Origin of the sequence: Neobacillus sp. FSL H8-0543, from assembly GCF_038592905.1 — a bacterium.
Classification (GTDB): domain Bacteria; phylum Bacillota; class Bacilli; order Bacillales; family Cytobacillaceae; genus Neobacillus.
In genome coordinates this window covers 3,057,741-3,073,027 of record NZ_CP151943.1, presented here as the reverse complement: position 1 = coordinate 3,073,027, position 15,287 = coordinate 3,057,741, and the positions used below count along the sequence as shown (strand labels likewise).

Here is a 15,287-nt window from a genome sequence, read left to right as displayed (position 1 = left end):
TGTCATGCCCTCCTTATGTGTATAAATTTACCAAAAGCCCTTTGATTTCACCGATTGTCTTCAATAAATCAACAGATGCGGCTTGTTTTTCGATTATCTGCTCCGAAAGCTGGATCAGCTGTTGATCAATTTGTTTAATTATTTTTAGCCGTTTGTCTCGTCCATTGGGATGAAAACTCCGATACTCTTCTAAAGAGTATCCATTTTGAACCACTTCTTTTAAAAAGTCCTGAATGCTTTGTTTGTAAGCCAGTAAATCCCTTACAGATTTCGACGTGCTTAAACGGTTTCCATTTTGGTCCAGCACTTTGAGAAGCGATTGCAAGCGATCCTGTGTTAAATCAAATTGCGTCTCCTGAAAAATTTGTTGAAAAGCTGGAGACTCTTTTCCTTTCTCCCGCACAGGAACAAAGCGCTCCTGGCTGATGCCATGGCTCTGTTGGATCTTCAATCGGATCCCCCTTTCATAGATTGTTAACATACTTTTTTAAAAAAGATAATTGTCGAAATTTACCGATTCACGTACAATGCTAATTATTAAAACTAAATTAAAGATAAACCAAAGGAGAAAATCATGTCTAGTATTTTTGGTATTTTATTGGCACTGATAGCAATTGGGTTAGGGATGATTTTAAAGGGAGCACCCCTCGCATCCTTGAATAATCCCGCAGCATACCTGATTATTTTTGGCGGAACAGCGGCAGCTCTGTTTATTGCCTTTCCATTTCGCGAATTAAAAAAGTTTCCAAAATTGTTGAAAATTGCTCTGTTTGAACCGAAGCTCCCTTCGAAAGCACAACAGATTGCAAGATTAGTAGCCTGTGCAGAAATTGCAAAAAAAGAAGGCTTTCTTGCTTTAGAGGAAATCTCTGAATCAACAGAGGATCCCTTTTTTAAAAAGGGGCTTGAAATGATCATTGATGGCTATGATGCGGAATTCATTGAAGAAGTATTATTCGATGAGGTAGAGGCGATCGGAAAACGGCATCGAACAGGTGCCCTGATTTTCACGCAAGCTGGGACCTACGCTCCTACCCTTGGGGTACTCGGAGCGGTTGTTGGCCTGATCGCTGCACTCGGCTCCTTATCAGAAATTGATAAAATCGGTCACTCGATTGCCGCTGCTTTCATTGCTACCCTTCTTGGGATTTTTTCTGGTTATGTGCTCTGGCATCCATTAGCCAATAAATTAAAGCGGCTCTCCCTACAAGAACAAGAATTAAAGCAGCTTATCATTGAAGGTCTGCTATCAATCTATCAAGGAGTTATGCCAAGTGCATTAGAGAAAAAGTTGACCGTTCATATTCCTCCGTCTGAACGTGAGGCATACTACGAAAAAGTGGAAAGTGAAGAGGTTCTGGAGGCGAAATCCGCATGAGGAAACGGAAAAGAGCAATTGGCAATGACATCGAAGAACATATCGATGAATCCTGGCTGATTCCCTATGCCGATCTTTTGACGTTATTACTTGCTTTGTTCATTGTCCTCTATGCATCCAGTATTGTAGACAAGGAAAAATATAATTCACTTATGGAAGTCTTTAAATCGGAACTAACCGGGACAAAAATAGAAAGCCAACAGGCTGGCCTTTCTCCGACCCTACCTATACCAGAGGAAAACCAGGGATTACTGGAAGAGGAGACAGATGAAAAAACGAATGACGAAGAACTTGATGTGCTAAAACAACAGCTTGAAAGTTTTATAAACGACAACTCCCTTCAAGATATGGTCTCTCTAAAAACAACGGAAAGAGGGATTGAAGTGTCGTTAAAAGATTTGATTTTATTTGATTCCGGAGAAGCGAAGTTAAAAGGTGGTTCCTATCAAACTTTAAACGGACTCATTGGATTGATTAACACCGTTTCTAATCCAATCAGCATCGAGGGTCACACCGACAATGTTCCCGCTTATAATTTAATCTATGCCTCCAACTGGGAACTGTCTGCAGCACGAGCCATTAGCGTACTTAAATACTTTGAATCACAACAGATTGATGCCAACAGGATGCAATTTTCGGGATATGGCGAATATCAACCACTTTATCCTAATGATTCATATGAGCACCGACAAGCAAATCGTCGAGTGAATATTATTATTTTGCGTGAAAAATAATAAGTTTAAAATTAGACTAAACTTTCCATCATCTGGTGCCGATACAATACTGCAACAGTGAAAATATTGCTAATAAACATTCTCTAACTCGTACGTAAGGGCAAAGTGACCGAAAGGTGATGGCGCAAAACTAAAGGGGCTAAGGTGAAAACTATGCCAGCCAGTTACCGAATAGTTAATCCTTCCTACGAACTTTAAGCAAAACGGAGGGTATAAAATGTTAATTTTTGCAGCAGGTGTTGTAGTGGGGTCTTTTGTGATGTTGTTCATTATGAGTTTAATGATGGCCGCAAAAGATGCTGATCGACACATTGAACTATCTATAAGCAAGGAATGAAGGCATTCCAACACAACCCTAAACTTCGCAGTCAAGAGCTTAGGGTTCTTTGCTTTTTTCAAAGCTTTCCCCATCGTACTTCCCAGGTTTCCTACTATTTTTAATATCTCCCCGACTATCATTTTCCTGTGTAGGACCAGATTAAGAACTGGATTTCCCACTAAAACATCGCCTATAATACCTAGTATGAATAATTTTCCAATTCGTATTAATAAATTTTAATGAATGCTTTACTTAGAAAGATGTTACAATTATTCTAATAGTAGATAATAGTATCTAGTCTTAAAAAAATACACATTTAGGGAGAATTCAATGAAAAAACGAGTTGTTGTTACTGGGATTGGGGCAGTTACACCTTTAGGGAATGATGCTTTCTCTACATGGGAAAAGATTAAAAATGGCCATTCGGGAATTGCGCCAATAACAAAGTTTAATACTGAAAATTATATAGTTAAGGTAGCCGGCGAGGTGAAGAACTTTTCACCAGATGAATTTATGGATATCAAAGAAGCAAGAAGGATGGGAGTTTTCACTCAATATGCTGTTGCCGCAAGTAAAATGGCCATTCAAGATGCAGGTGTTGAAATAGGATCAAACGTGGATCCTGAACGGATTGGTGTCTGGATTGGTTCAGGTATTGGCGGGTTAGGCGAATTTGAGGATCAGCATAAAAGATTCTTAGACAAAGGCCCGCGAAGAGTTAATCCATTTACCATTCCGATGTTCATCCCGGACATGGCAGCTGGACGTGTATCGATCGAATTAGGTGCAAAAGGAATCAATAATTGCTCGGTTACCGCCTGTGCATCGGGTGCAAATTCCATCGGCGATGCCTTTCGAGTTGTACAGAATGGTGATATAGACATGATGATTGCTGGTGGTACAGAAGCAGCGATTACAGAAATGACCATATCCGGATTTACCAATATGACGGCACTTTCTACGAACCCTGATCCGACATCTGCCAGTCGTCCATTTGATAAAAACCGGGACGGCTTTGTTATTGCCGAAGGAGCTGGGATTCTAATTTTAGAAGAGCTAGAACATGCGCTTGCACGAGGTGCGAAAATCTACGGCGAGTTAGTTGGGTATGGGGCAACTGGGGATGCATTCCATATTACTACCCCAGCACCTCAAGGAGAGGGAGCTCAGCGGGCAATGAAAGTAGCATTAAATGATGCAGGCCTCCTTCCTGAAAGCGTGGATTACATTAATGCCCATGGAACAAGTACCCCCTATAATGATTTATACGAAACACAAGCTATAAAGGCAGTCTTTGGAGAACACGCCTATAAACTATCCGTTAGTTCCACAAAATCGATGACTGGGCATTTACTTGGAGCCACAGGTGCGGTCGAAGCTATTTTTTCACTTTTATCCATTAAGGATGGAATAATTCCGCCAACGATTAATTATCAAACGCCCGATGATGAGCTGGATTTAGATTATGTCCCTAATGTTGCTAAAACAACGAATGTAGAAGTCGCTCTGACCAACTCATTAGGCTTTGGCGGTCATAATGCTACATTGATTTTTAAAAAATATTAATTTCTTTAAATGAGTCTTGCAGATGAAAGACATTTCGACCGGGTTCTTGAGCAGATTTGTCCTTCATCAACCTTATGAAGGACATTTCGACCAGGTTCTTGAGCAGATTTGTCCTTCATTAACCTTATGAAAGACATTTCGACCGGGTTCCTGAGCAGATTTGTCCTTCATCAACCTTATGAAGGACATTTCGACCAGGTTCTTGAGCGGATTTGTCCTTTTTCAATCTTATGAAGGACATTTCGACCAGGTTCTTGAGCGGACTTGTTCTTCATCAACCTTATGAAGGACATTTCGACCAGGTTCTTGAGCGGATTTGTCCTTCATCCTCCATATTAACCGACCATAAAATTAGCATTTGTAAGGCACTTGAAATATCCAAGTTCTTTAACATTTTGGCGAACGCTGTAACTGTTCGTCATTTTTTTATAAGCTAGCGGAGCGATTAAAAGACTAAAGCCAAGTTTCTAGAGGGATTATTCCTGTTTTGATATAATGATAGAATTCACTATTTCAAATAAAAGAGGGATTATTTTATGGTAAACTCAGGCCTTATACTAGAAGGCGGTGGAATGCGAGGATTATACACAGCGGGAGTCCTAGAATATTTTATGGAGCAGGATTTGTATTTCCCCTATGTGATTGGCGTGTCAGCAGGTGCATGTATGGCGGGTTCTTATCTGTCTCGCCAAGCAGGAAGAAATAAGGAAGTTAATCTCGGCTTTGCAGGAGATAGGCGTTATCTTTCATACCAAAATTTCATTAAGAAACGGGAACTGTTTGGAATGGACTTTATTTTTGATGAAATCCCAAATAAGCTTGTTCCGTTCGACTTAGAGACATTTAGAAAAGTACCTGAACAATTAATTGTAGGAACAACGGATTGTGAAACCGGTAAACCTGTTTATTTCGATAAGGACAAACACGGCGAGCATTTATTAAAGCTACTTCGTGCTTCTAGTTCTTTGCCTTTTGTTGCCCCTAGTGTTGCGTACGACAATCGTCTACTGTTGGACGGTGGTATTAGTGACCCCATTCCAATTAGAAAGGCTCAAGACGATGGCTTTCAAAAAAATGTGATTATACTAACAAAGCCTGCAGGTTATTACAAACGTCCAAGTAAGCTTTCTTCTTACTTTAAATACAAGCAACATCCAAAAATTAATGATCTTTTAGTTAGTCGCCATGAACACTATAATGAAACACTAGCATACATCAAAGAGGAAGAAGAAAAAGGGAATGTTTTTGTCCTACGCCCCAGTGTCTCTTTGCCTGTAGGCAGAGTCGAAAAAAACAAAACCAAATTACAAGACTTATATGAACTTGGTTTACAAGACGCAAAAAGACAAATAAAAAACATCGAAAAATTCCTTACCAACTAGCAAACATGGTGACAACAAACATGGTGACAGGCACCGTCCGTGGACAAATCAAGGAATTTGTCCGTGTGGAGTGGACAGTTGGTTTTCATTGGGTGTCACCATGTAGTTTTTTTTAAAATGCTTCCCTATTTTAAAAGGGCTTTAGCACCAAGTACCATCCAAATATCTAATACGATTTCCAAAATGGACGTGCCAGTGTAAATGCTTATTACTCTGATATTCACCTATATTAGTGGATACAGTACAAGCACCATATTTATCGTTTACCTGTTTTGATACCTCCTGAATTACTGAAAACAGATCATCCAATACATATTTATCATCAGAATGAAGGTCTATAAGTGAGGTAATGTGTTTTTTTGGAATAACAATGATATGTACATCATAAAAAGGACGAGTATGATAAAAGGCTAGAGTATTCTCAGTTTCCCAAACTTTTTCTACTGTTCTTTTACCGCTTAATACCTCGTCACAGTAAAAATCTTCTATCTCATCTGCCATATGTAAACAACTCCTATTATTATTTAACTTAGTACATATACTGCAAACTTTACCTTTTTTCCTTCAAATTCAAGAAATTAAAAAGCCGATTAGTTTATTATTCAACCAATCGGCAATATAAGTACTATCACGGTTTCTACTAATATTACAAGCAAGTTTTCTAGAAGGAAAATTCCTATTCTGCAATGATGAGACTTTCAAATATTTTAGAAAAGGAACGGTTACTGTCATCTCAAATTAAACTCTTGCCACATTAGAATAAAAACCAAAAAGGGAAAAATATCCAATAATCATCAACATAAAGTACCATTAGGAAGCCAATTAAGATACCTAGGCAAAGAAACATAAGGCTGTGAACTTTTCTTTTTATCGAACCGAAAGTATAGCCAATAGCCAAAGTCAACGGTATAAAAGTTAAACCAACCGTCATTTGTCCTATTGAAAAACCAGCTAAAAAACTGAAAATATAAATTCCAATGGCAGCAATCCAGTAGAATTGGTACCTGCCTTTGATAGCAAAGGTTATCGTAATAACTGCTACAATCAAGGCAGAAAAGGCGATTACAGAAAATATCGGCATCATATTTCCCCTTCTTCATTGCTAGTATTTTACCAACACCAATCTTTTGGCGGAGTTACCATAAAACCCATACCTCTATTCAAGTATTCAGCCACTATTATATATAAAAGGAGCATTCCTCCTTCTGAAGAAATGCTCCTAAAAAAGAAAAACAAACCACTAAAAGTTTAACTCCAGCCACTCATCCGTTTCTTGAAAACCAAACTTTTTATATACCGGTCTCCCTAATTTGGAAGCACCAAGCCAAATTTTTGTAATACCTGCACCTTTAACTTCATTAACTAACTTGGTCAACAAAGACGTCGCAATCCCTTGTCCCCTGTAAGTTTCTTTAGTAAACATATTTGTAACGTAAGCCTTTTTACCAGTCTTATTTGTATAGCTTGGTGGAAATTCATAAATAACCACTGCACCACTAGCAATAATTTCTCCCTTATCTTCTACAAGCCATTGAATCAAAGAACCATCACTCAGTTTATTTTGAAAGAAATCATATAGTTCTCTATCAATATCAATAGTGGGATCTATCCCCTCATCAACTAACTGTTTTTTCCTTAAAGTAATTAGCGTATCCATGTCATCGATATTTGCTTTACGATATTTCAACTTCTCACCACTCCTATTTTCGGGATATACCAGGCATTTTTTGTACATAATAAGTATGTTAACCATTAAATTGAGGAGGAATTGTATGCAACAGGATCAACAAACTAAAGAGAATGTAGGTTCTATTATAAAACCAGAATTTGCTGGAACTGATCCACAAAAAGTAAAAAAAGAAATTCAAAAAGATGTAAGTGAAGGACAAGGTGCAATGACTTCCCGAGAGGCAGGAGCAATGAACGATAAAAAACCAGACTGAAAATAAACACACCTTAAAATTTGGATTTGCTAACTCCTCTAAAGAAACTAAAATCACTGTATTTAAAGGGGTAAATCAAAAAAATAAATTTAAAATAATAATTAATAGAATGGAGATTGAAAAGAAGACACCCAAAAAATATCCAAAGTTCCTTAATGGCTTTGGCAACTTTTTCAAGTCTGCCTTGGCTAGATTGGCAGCATTTCCTTCGATCTTGTTAAAGTGGTCTATCACATCGTTAAATGGTTTATTTTCTTCTGTCATCCGATCCACCCCAATACAATTCTTATATTCACAAATAAATTTACATACACATTTTTACTAGAACAGCAGTTTAATTAACTGCTGAACGATTAAGGCTAAAATCGCGGAAATGACAATGTCGATAAACAGTTTTTTAATTCCTTGATTTTTTATTTTCGGTTCAGAGAAGTACCTCAAGCCATAAACCACAGCAAAAATAATAATTAGATTGATAAAATTTTCTATTACCACAGGAATTCCTGCCTTCGTTTTTATATAAATATTCTACAATTGTTATGGAAAATCCTTCTTGGACCAAAGAACGGTAGAGGAGCATGAAAAAAAGAGCTGCCAACTGCAACCCTTTGTTAAATATATATCTTCGTTAATCAAATAAGACCTACCTTTTTCCATGATTATTCTTTAGAAATTTAAAAATGATAAAAACCACTAAAATACCTAATATAGAAAATATAAAAATCTTAATAATCCCCTGTTGCCCATCAAAAAATCCATCAAAAGAATTTCTTACTTCATATTCTCCTTCTCTAGTTGCTTTTATATATCTACCCTCAGATTCTTCAATCGCTATTGCTTCGTCTGTGCTAACCCCTTTGATTGAAAAATATTTAGTACCCTTTTCAAACGTATTTGAGAAATTACCAGATAGAGATTCCATATCTGAGTATTTAGTGACTTTACCAATCTCTTTATCAATTTCGGTTACAACCTCTTCACTCACTACATAAATATAATCTTGCCATACTACAAATTGATAAGCCCAAGAAGTGGCAAGTGGATTACTTGGAAACATAAACGAATTTAATAATAGAATTAACATTACCATAGAAAGTAAACGCTGATTTATTCTCATAGGATTCTCCCCTTTTTTTGAATCTTCATAACGATAAATAACTCCTTCGTATAGTAAGACGGTTTTTATTTTGTAAAGTTTCGCGGTTTATTGTAAATAAAAAGGCGATTGCTCCTATTGAACAATCGCCATCACAATTGATTTTATAAATAACACAATATAGACTTTTCAATCCAATAAGAGAATATCGTGTTGGGACTTTGTTTCTCGTACTTTTTCATTTTTAAATACATGTCAATACCATCTGAAACATCATGCCATAAGTCCGTAAACACAAAATCATACTTACCCTCAAGGATGTGATTTTGTGCATATTCAAAAGCATCGGCCTGGATAATCTTAATCTTCTGGGCATTCTTGAATTGTGGTAATACATATTTAGTAAACAAATGAATAACATCTTCGTTTTTTTCAACAATCGTGATACTTTCAACCTGATCCTTTTCAGAAACCATATAGGCATAATAGCCAAGCCCAAGGCCAAAAGCGAGCACGTGACCAAATGCTTTATCGACCGCGTCTTTCATCGTTTCTATTTCATTCGGTGTAATCGTCATCCAGATTCGTTCATTTTCAAGAATGGCGGGAAAGCTGAATTCTGTTTCAAAAAATCCGATTTGTGGAATTTGCCTTCCTTCTTTTGTTTGGATAATATCATCACAAACAAAGCCCTCAAAAGGTTTATATTTTTCATACTTTAATTCACAATTGCCGATTTTGACCGTTGGTATCTTGATGTTCTTATAATAGGGATTGTTATAATATTCATTTGCATCAAGTTTATGAATCATCTTGTTAAAATAGTTATTAAACAAATCCTTATCATCGACATGATCAACAACATCCAATCCGAAAGCTGCAGCTAATATGACAGCAAAAGCATATTCATAAGACACACCATCCTTAACAATTTCACCAATTTCTTCTTTAATAATAAAGTCTGGTGCGTGATTCAAATAATTGCCTAGCAAAGCAAATACTTTGTAATTATCTTCTTTTATTTGATCTCTTATTACTTTATTGCGTTCCATTCCTTCACCAGTTTTCTATATGATTTCTACTCCTACATGTATACTGCAACTTTACTTCAAAAAGAAAAAGCCATTCTCCTTTTTGAGAATAGCATTGTTTAGGAAGCTGTTTAATTAATATTTGTTCATCTATTTAGGCGCTTTTCTCAAACTTTATTGCCTTTTAGATCTGAATAATGGTATTTCAAGCTAGTTTCTTTAGGGAAAAGAGCGTGCAAACTTAATTCGAAGTGACAAATAACTTTTTACAACAATTTTTACGAAAAGAGCCTTTATTTAATCATACGGTAAACCTTTTGGAATACTTCTTCAACAGTCGTATCGAAAGCAGAGGCTATCTCATTAAAAAGTAGATCTTGAATGGTTTTTAATAGTTTACGGTCTTGATCATAAACTTTCTTTCCTATCAGGCTAAGTTCAAGTTCTTTCCGCATCAACGTATTTGCTACTTTTGCAATCTCCTTGCGATCTCCTGTATTTACAATCTTATGGTAATCCTTATTTCGCTGCCTTACATCCACTATCCAACTGATGCCAGGAAGTTTAAAGGATTGTAAAATCTCCTCGGCTTCTTCACGATTCAGCAACTTGAGCATAACTATTTTTTCATTATCGACAGGGGTACTTATTGTTAAATTGGCCTGCCCAAGAGGATGCAAAACATAATACGTTCTGGTAACGTCTGAAATAGTCTTTTCACATATATCATCAATTTGGCTTAAGCCATGTGTTGAATAAATAATCACATCTCCAATATTAAACATCATCATACTCCTATCTTTAATATCTTCAATATAGTCTACAATAAATTTTACTCTATTTTCCGACATTTGTCAACTTAGTTGACGAAAACTTACACAAAAAAGCTGGTACCTTAATAATTTAGGGTACCAGCTGTCAGCTGTATTTATGATGTGGAGTTACCCTCCATCGAGCATATGAAAGACATCTTGCCTGCTTTTCTCCACGGAGTTGTCCTTCATCCACCTTATGAAGGACATCTCACTCGGTTTTTCCCACGGAGTTGTCCTTCATCCACCTTATGAAGGACATCTTGCCTGCTTTTTCGAATGGAGTTGTCCTTCATCGAGCTTATGAAGGACATCCTGCCTGCTTTTTCCCACGGAGTTGTCCTTCACCCACCTTATGAAGGACATCTCACTCGGTTTTTCCCACGGAGTTGTCCTTCATCCACCTTATGAAGGACATCTCACTCGGTTTTCCCCACGGAGTTGTCCTTCATCCACCTTTTGAAGGACATCTCACTCGGTTTTTCCCAAGGAGTTGTCCTTCACCCACCTTATAAAGGACATCTTGCCTGCTTTTTCCCACGGAGTTGTCCTTCATCAACCTTATGAAGGACATCTCACACGGTTTTTCCCATGGAGTTGTCCTTCATCCACCTTATGAAGGACATCTTGCCTGCCTTTTCGAATGGAGTTGTCCTTCATCGAGCTTATTAAACCGTCTCAGCTTCTAGTGGTAATCCATCCAGGACCACCTCTTCAACAACTTCTAACAATAGGCACCGTTTTCCTTCAAAGGTAATATATTTGATGTTTTTTAGGTCTTGCGGGCTGATGGATACAGCACCCACCTTTGTTTCAATTTTTATCTTCTTCGGAATAACATTGTTGGCTTTGAATTCATGTTTTTCGTCGTCTATAATCGCTTTGAATGCATGCTCCACTTTGGCGGTATTGACATTTTCGACTCCGCTGACCGTTAAGATTTTCTCGATGTCCCGATAATCCAACTTTGGAGGTTCGCTTTCTTCATTTTCTTTGTTTTCTTGAACGATTCGATCGATTTCCTCATAGACATTGGACATGACCTGAGTATCGACTTCGTTCCCAGCCACTTTTTTTATGACAAGATCAAAAATTTCCTTATCTTCCTCCGCCGTGATAATGTCTTCACAATTGAGAACCTCTTCAATAAAAGTTACATTGGGTTGGTTCGGTTTCCCCGTATAATATAAAAGATGATTTACATCAGCAGAATTGTCATTGAAAGCAGGAAACAAAAACCCTGACAGTGGAGCAGCCAGATCAATAATTGGATCAAAAACGGTATTGGATTTGAATTCCTTCTCGATATAATCGAACAGCAGGGCTTTTTTCGGCTGGTCGGTTTTATTAAGACTACAAAGAATAAACTGGCTAGAATAGGTTTCATCATCCCCGCCCTGTTCGGATTCAGCGTCTCGTTTTCGGGTTGGTTTCCGATATTCTCCTCGGATAAACGTCACCATCGTATCAAATTCGTAAACCGTTTTGGCAAACATCTTCCCGACAATTTGCAGCATATACTCTTGCCAGTCTTCCGTTAAGTCCATTTGTAAACCTTCATAGAGGAAGGTTTGCGTGCTGTCTTCCACATCTCTTATGAATTTCAGTTCAAATAGTTTGGCATCGAGTGAACCTGTTAGTACTTTTTTGAAGTTAGCCAAAAATAACTCTTGTGTTTCTTGGTCTAACAGTTGAAACGGTTGTGTGACATGATGGTAAATCTCACCTGATTCTTTTTGTACATAAACGTTGAAGATTTCTTGAATTTTTAATAAATCATTGTTTAATTTAAATTGCTTACGAATATTCGCAATGTCTTTTTTATTCATTCGTCTCAACTCCCATCCCTGATTATACTGTTCAGACCATAAGATTGTAATACTTGTTTTTTTCAATTTTAACGGCAAGAGGTAACTGCTCGAATTCAATAAAAGATAAAAATAATACATAAAAAAGACAAAGTTTTATTATTACAAGGAGAATAGCAACTGTGTTAAGATACCAATATACCAAAATGTATGCGGTTGCAACGAGAAGAGAGGGATTTATAATGCAAGTTAGAGACTTCATGATTACAAAAGTTTTTACTGTAAAACCTTCGAATACGATCAAGGAATTGTTAGAAATATTCACTTCAAACCGAATTGGCGGTGTGCCAGTTGTTGATGAGAAAGATCATTTGGTTGGGATTGTATCAGATGGAGACGTCTTACGCTACCTAGCTCCAAAGCCTTTGGGTTTTGCCGGCCTTGTTTATATTATAGAAGACGGCGAAATGGAGGATGTTATACAAGAGAAGTTAGATACACAAGTAAAAGAAATTATGACCAAAAGAAATCTCCTCTCTGTATCACCTGATGAGGAGTTTGAGAAGACAATTCAATTATTATCCCGACACCATTACAAAAAGCTCCCTGTAGTCAATGGGGCTGGTCGTGTTATTGGTGTACTTAGCAGGGGTGACATAATAAATAATCTTGCAAAAAAGATGATTTTATCGTAAAAAGAAAACCATTCGTAAGAATATACCTTTTACGAATGGTTTTATAAAATTTTTCTAGCCTATTAATTTTCAATTAGTTGCGTACAGGTTCTGTTGCTTTCACCGCAACTGGAGATTTTCCCGTAACGATGCTTGGTTTTCTTATAAAGAAAGAAGCTATTAATCCAACTACTGAAATTCCTGTTGTAAAGTAGAAAGCATTTTTTATACCAGCTGCCATTACTTCTTGCGAAGAGGCATCCGGGAAATTGATTGCATAACTACCTTGGCCACTTGTAAATAGCGTAATTGCGATTGCTGTACCTGCTGCCCCAGCTACTTGATTTAATGTATTCATAGCTGCTGATCCATCTGCATATAACTCACGCGGTAAAACATTCATTGCATTTGTTTGGGCTGGCATCATTACCATCGTTAATCCAAAGAATAATATCATGAACGCAACAACGATTTGCCATGCAGGGGTTTGGCTTGAAATAGTGGCCACAAAAACAATATTCCCAAGCAGAACAAAGATAAAGCCAACAATTCCGAAACGACGCGGTCCAATTTTATCGAATAGAGCTCCTACAATCGGTGATAAAATAAAGTTGACTGCATTACCAGGAAGTAATAATAAACCAGCTGTCGCAGCACTAAATAATAAAGCACCTTTTAGATACATTGGCAATAAAATACCTGATGATAAAATGATTAAAATGCCAAGAAACATAGTCAATGTTCCTAATGTGAACATCGGATACTTAAAAACACGTAAATTAACCATTGGCTGAGCCATTGTATTTTGACGGATACCAAATAATATAAGCGAGATAATCCCTACTAGTAAAGGTGCCCATACTTTAGGTGATGAAAAGGCTACTTCCGCCATCGTACTCAATGCAAAAATTAATCCGCCAAAACCGATTGTTGATAACAGAATCGATGGAATATCAATTTTAGGTTTCGTAATTTCAGAAACGTTTGAAATTCTAACGGTTGCAACCAGGATCAATAACACATAAGCGATTGCGCTAAACCAGAAAATAAATGGCCAGCTTAACGTACTAATAATGATCCCTGAAAGTGTGGGTCCTAAAGCTGGAGCTAAGGTAATAACAAGTCCCATAAGTCCCATTACAACTCCACGTTTCTGAATAGGGAAAATAAGTAGCATCACACTCAGCATAACCGGCAATAAAAGACCTGTACCGATTGCTTGTACAACACGACCAAGTAATAAAATACTAAAACTGATATTTAACGCTGCTAGTAATGCGCCTGCTAGCGAAATAACCAGTCCTCCGATAACTAATTGTCTTGTCGTATACCATTTCATTAATAATGCTGAAATTGGCACTAAAATAGCTAATACTAATAAATATCCTGTAGTCAGCCACTGTGCAGTCGGAGCTGTTACTGTAAATTGTTCCATAATATTTGATAATGCCATGTTCAATGCTGTTTCACCAAATAATCCAGCAAAAGCACCTAACATTAAGATTAATGCCATTGTCTTAGGATGTTTAACATTAATTTCTGATTTCATTTAAATAAATTCTCCTTTTCCCCTTGAAACAATATCTTTCTGTATAAAAGAATTGTTGTAATTTTGATTTTCAATCATGTTCCTTTCGGTAGTACCTCCCAAATACGAACCGATTTCCCTACTATAACAAAATTTTTTTCCTATTGTCAACCGAGTTGACAATATTTTATTATTCAGTTATTATCAACTGAGTTGACGAAAATACAGGAGTATTCAACGGTGTACTATTGGAGATTTGGTCGTATATTCTGGGGACATGGCATTAGAACTAAATGTATATAAAGAAAACCCCCGCTTCGTTCACCTAGATGAACAAAGCAGGGGTTTTTTACATCTATTTAACAGACGTTTAAGTTAAATTTCCCAATCTAACTTTAATAGATCTTTAAGAATTGTTACTTGCTCCATACCTATCTTTTCTGCAATTTTATTCTCAAGTCGGGCCTTAAGAGCCTCATTTTTTTCGTAGCATTCTTCGCCTAAAGCTGTTAAGCGAATACACTTTTCTTTCTTGTTGTTTTCAACATTTTTGATTTCGACTAATCCTTTTTCAGAAAGGTTTTTAATAAACTTATGTATTGCCTGACGAGAAATCTCTACATTTTTTGTCACATAAGAAATGGTCGGCTGTTTTTTATAAATCCTCGCCATGATGTACCATTCAGAATTTGAAAGATGAATTTCACTTTGATTATTCCAGTCCTTCTCTGCAATTCTCCGGACCAAACTATGACGCTCACTTAATAAATCAATTAGATCTAAATTTTGTAATTCAGAGTTTGAAATCAAACGATTCACTCCAATCATACTATTCGCCACCTACTATACAAAATCAGGGATTGGATGTCAACTTGGTTTACCTCCAATCGTGATCAACCATCTAAGATAGGTGAACACAGTCCTTTAGTATAATTTTGAAATAGTATATTTTATCAGAAAATATGATAACATTGACTTATTCAATACAAATAGAGAAATATGAATCGGTAACATGG

General features: G+C 36.9%; 18 protein-coding genes and 1 riboswitch. Of the genes, 6 read left to right on the top strand and 12 right to left on the bottom strand.

The genetic code is table 11. The annotated features are described in order from the left end of the window. Positions 1-13: 13 nt before the first annotated feature. Positions 14-451 (bottom strand): YaaR family protein, encoded by a 438-nt coding sequence (locus tag NSS81_RS15155; protein ID WP_342429517.1) that lies wholly within the window; start codon positions 449-451, stop codon positions 14-16. A 123-nt stretch (positions 452-574) separates the two neighbouring features. Here NSS81_RS15155 and motA point away from each other — a divergent pair, with 123 nt between their 5' ends. From motA to NSS81_RS15135, 4 genes are all read left to right on the top strand, one after another. Beyond that, positions 575-1,378 carry a flagellar motor stator protein MotA gene (motA, locus tag NSS81_RS15150; protein ID WP_342429516.1) on the top strand — a complete coding sequence of 268 codons (804 nt, stop codon included), beginning with the start codon at positions 575-577 and terminating at the stop codon, positions 1,376-1,378. Then, entirely contained in the window at positions 1,375-2,112 is a 738-nt protein-coding gene (locus NSS81_RS15145) for a flagellar motor protein MotB (protein ID WP_342429515.1), read from the top strand. The genes motA and NSS81_RS15145 overlap by 4 nt, the downstream gene beginning before the upstream one ends. An 89-nt stretch (positions 2,113-2,201) precedes the next feature. Further along, a riboswitch (cyclic di-GMP riboswitch) is annotated at positions 2,202-2,284 on the top strand. A gap of 477 nt (positions 2,285-2,761) precedes the next feature. Further along, on the top strand, positions 2,762-3,997 hold the full coding sequence (gene fabF, locus NSS81_RS15140) for a beta-ketoacyl-ACP synthase II (RefSeq protein ID WP_342429514.1): 1,236 nt from the start codon (positions 2,762-2,764) through the stop codon (positions 3,995-3,997). A gap of 536 nt (positions 3,998-4,533) precedes the next feature. Beyond that, positions 4,534-5,379: a patatin family protein gene (locus tag NSS81_RS15135; RefSeq protein WP_342429513.1), complete on the top strand. Its 846-nt coding sequence runs from the start codon at positions 4,534-4,536 to the stop codon at positions 5,377-5,379. A gap of 141 nt (positions 5,380-5,520) precedes the next feature. Here the strand turns inward: NSS81_RS15135 and NSS81_RS15130 are convergent, their stop codons facing one another. The 3 genes from NSS81_RS15130 to NSS81_RS15120 all read right to left on the bottom strand — a co-directional run bounded on the left by NSS81_RS15130 (position 5,521) and on the right by NSS81_RS15120 (position 7,066). Then, positions 5,521-5,880, bottom strand: coding sequence for an HIT domain-containing protein (locus NSS81_RS15130; protein ID WP_342429512.1), 360 nt, complete (start codon positions 5,878-5,880; stop codon positions 5,521-5,523). A gap of 253 nt (positions 5,881-6,133) precedes the next feature. Continuing rightward, a complete protein-coding gene (locus NSS81_RS15125) occupies positions 6,134-6,463 on the bottom strand; it encodes a hypothetical protein (RefSeq protein WP_342429511.1) in 330 nt (109 codons plus the stop codon). Between the two features lie 156 nt (positions 6,464-6,619). Next, positions 6,620-7,066, bottom strand: a complete 447-nt coding sequence (locus NSS81_RS15120) for a GNAT family N-acetyltransferase (protein ID WP_342429510.1) — start codon at positions 7,064-7,066, stop codon at positions 6,620-6,622. An 85-nt stretch (positions 7,067-7,151) separates the two neighbouring features. Here NSS81_RS15120 and NSS81_RS15115 point away from each other — a divergent pair, with 85 nt between their 5' ends. After that, the gene (locus NSS81_RS15115; protein WP_342429509.1) at positions 7,152-7,322 is read left to right on the top strand and encodes a hypothetical protein; all 171 of its coding nucleotides are present in this window, start codon (positions 7,152-7,154) and stop codon (positions 7,320-7,322) included. 75 nt (positions 7,323-7,397) lie between these two features. Here the strand turns inward: NSS81_RS15115 and NSS81_RS15110 are convergent, their stop codons facing one another. From NSS81_RS15110 to NSS81_RS15085, 6 genes are all read right to left on the bottom strand, one after another. Further along, complete coding sequence (locus NSS81_RS15110) at positions 7,398-7,586, bottom strand: hypothetical protein (RefSeq protein WP_342429508.1); 189 nt, start codon at positions 7,584-7,586, stop codon at positions 7,398-7,400. Positions 7,587-7,643: 57 nt separating this feature from the next. After that, entirely contained in the window at positions 7,644-7,817 is a 174-nt protein-coding gene (locus NSS81_RS15105) for a hypothetical protein (protein ID WP_342429507.1), read from the bottom strand. A 148-nt stretch (positions 7,818-7,965) separates the two neighbouring features. Further along, on the bottom strand, positions 7,966-8,439 hold the full coding sequence (locus NSS81_RS15100; protein ID WP_342429506.1) for a hypothetical protein: 474 nt from the start codon (positions 8,437-8,439) through the stop codon (positions 7,966-7,968). A 143-nt stretch (positions 8,440-8,582) separates the two neighbouring features. Continuing rightward, positions 8,583-9,470 carry a hypothetical protein gene (locus NSS81_RS15095; RefSeq protein WP_342429505.1) on the bottom strand — a complete coding sequence of 296 codons (888 nt, stop codon included), beginning with the start codon at positions 9,468-9,470 and terminating at the stop codon, positions 8,583-8,585. A gap of 272 nt (positions 9,471-9,742) precedes the next feature. Continuing rightward, positions 9,743-10,240 carry a CarD family transcriptional regulator gene (locus tag NSS81_RS15090; protein ID WP_342429504.1) on the bottom strand — a complete coding sequence of 166 codons (498 nt, stop codon included), beginning with the start codon at positions 10,238-10,240 and terminating at the stop codon, positions 9,743-9,745. A gap of 689 nt (positions 10,241-10,929) precedes the next feature. Further along, positions 10,930-12,090, bottom strand: a complete 1,161-nt coding sequence (locus NSS81_RS15085) for a DUF4317 domain-containing protein (RefSeq protein WP_342429503.1) — start codon at positions 12,088-12,090, stop codon at positions 10,930-10,932. Positions 12,091-12,329: 239 nt separating this feature from the next. Here NSS81_RS15085 and NSS81_RS15080 point away from each other — a divergent pair, with 239 nt between their 5' ends. Further along, positions 12,330-12,764 carry a CBS domain-containing protein gene (locus tag NSS81_RS15080; protein WP_342429502.1) on the top strand — a complete coding sequence of 145 codons (435 nt, stop codon included), beginning with the start codon at positions 12,330-12,332 and terminating at the stop codon, positions 12,762-12,764. A 73-nt stretch (positions 12,765-12,837) separates the two neighbouring features. Here NSS81_RS15080 and NSS81_RS15075 read toward each other — a convergent pair whose 3' ends face one another. Next, on the bottom strand, positions 12,838-14,292 hold the full coding sequence (locus tag NSS81_RS15075) for a DHA2 family efflux MFS transporter permease subunit (RefSeq protein WP_342429501.1): 1,455 nt from the start codon (positions 14,290-14,292) through the stop codon (positions 12,838-12,840). Between the two features lie 354 nt (positions 14,293-14,646). Then, a complete protein-coding gene (locus NSS81_RS15070) occupies positions 14,647-15,099 on the bottom strand; it encodes a MarR family winged helix-turn-helix transcriptional regulator (protein ID WP_342429500.1) in 453 nt (150 codons plus the stop codon). Between the last annotated feature and the right edge of the window lie 188 nt (positions 15,100-15,287).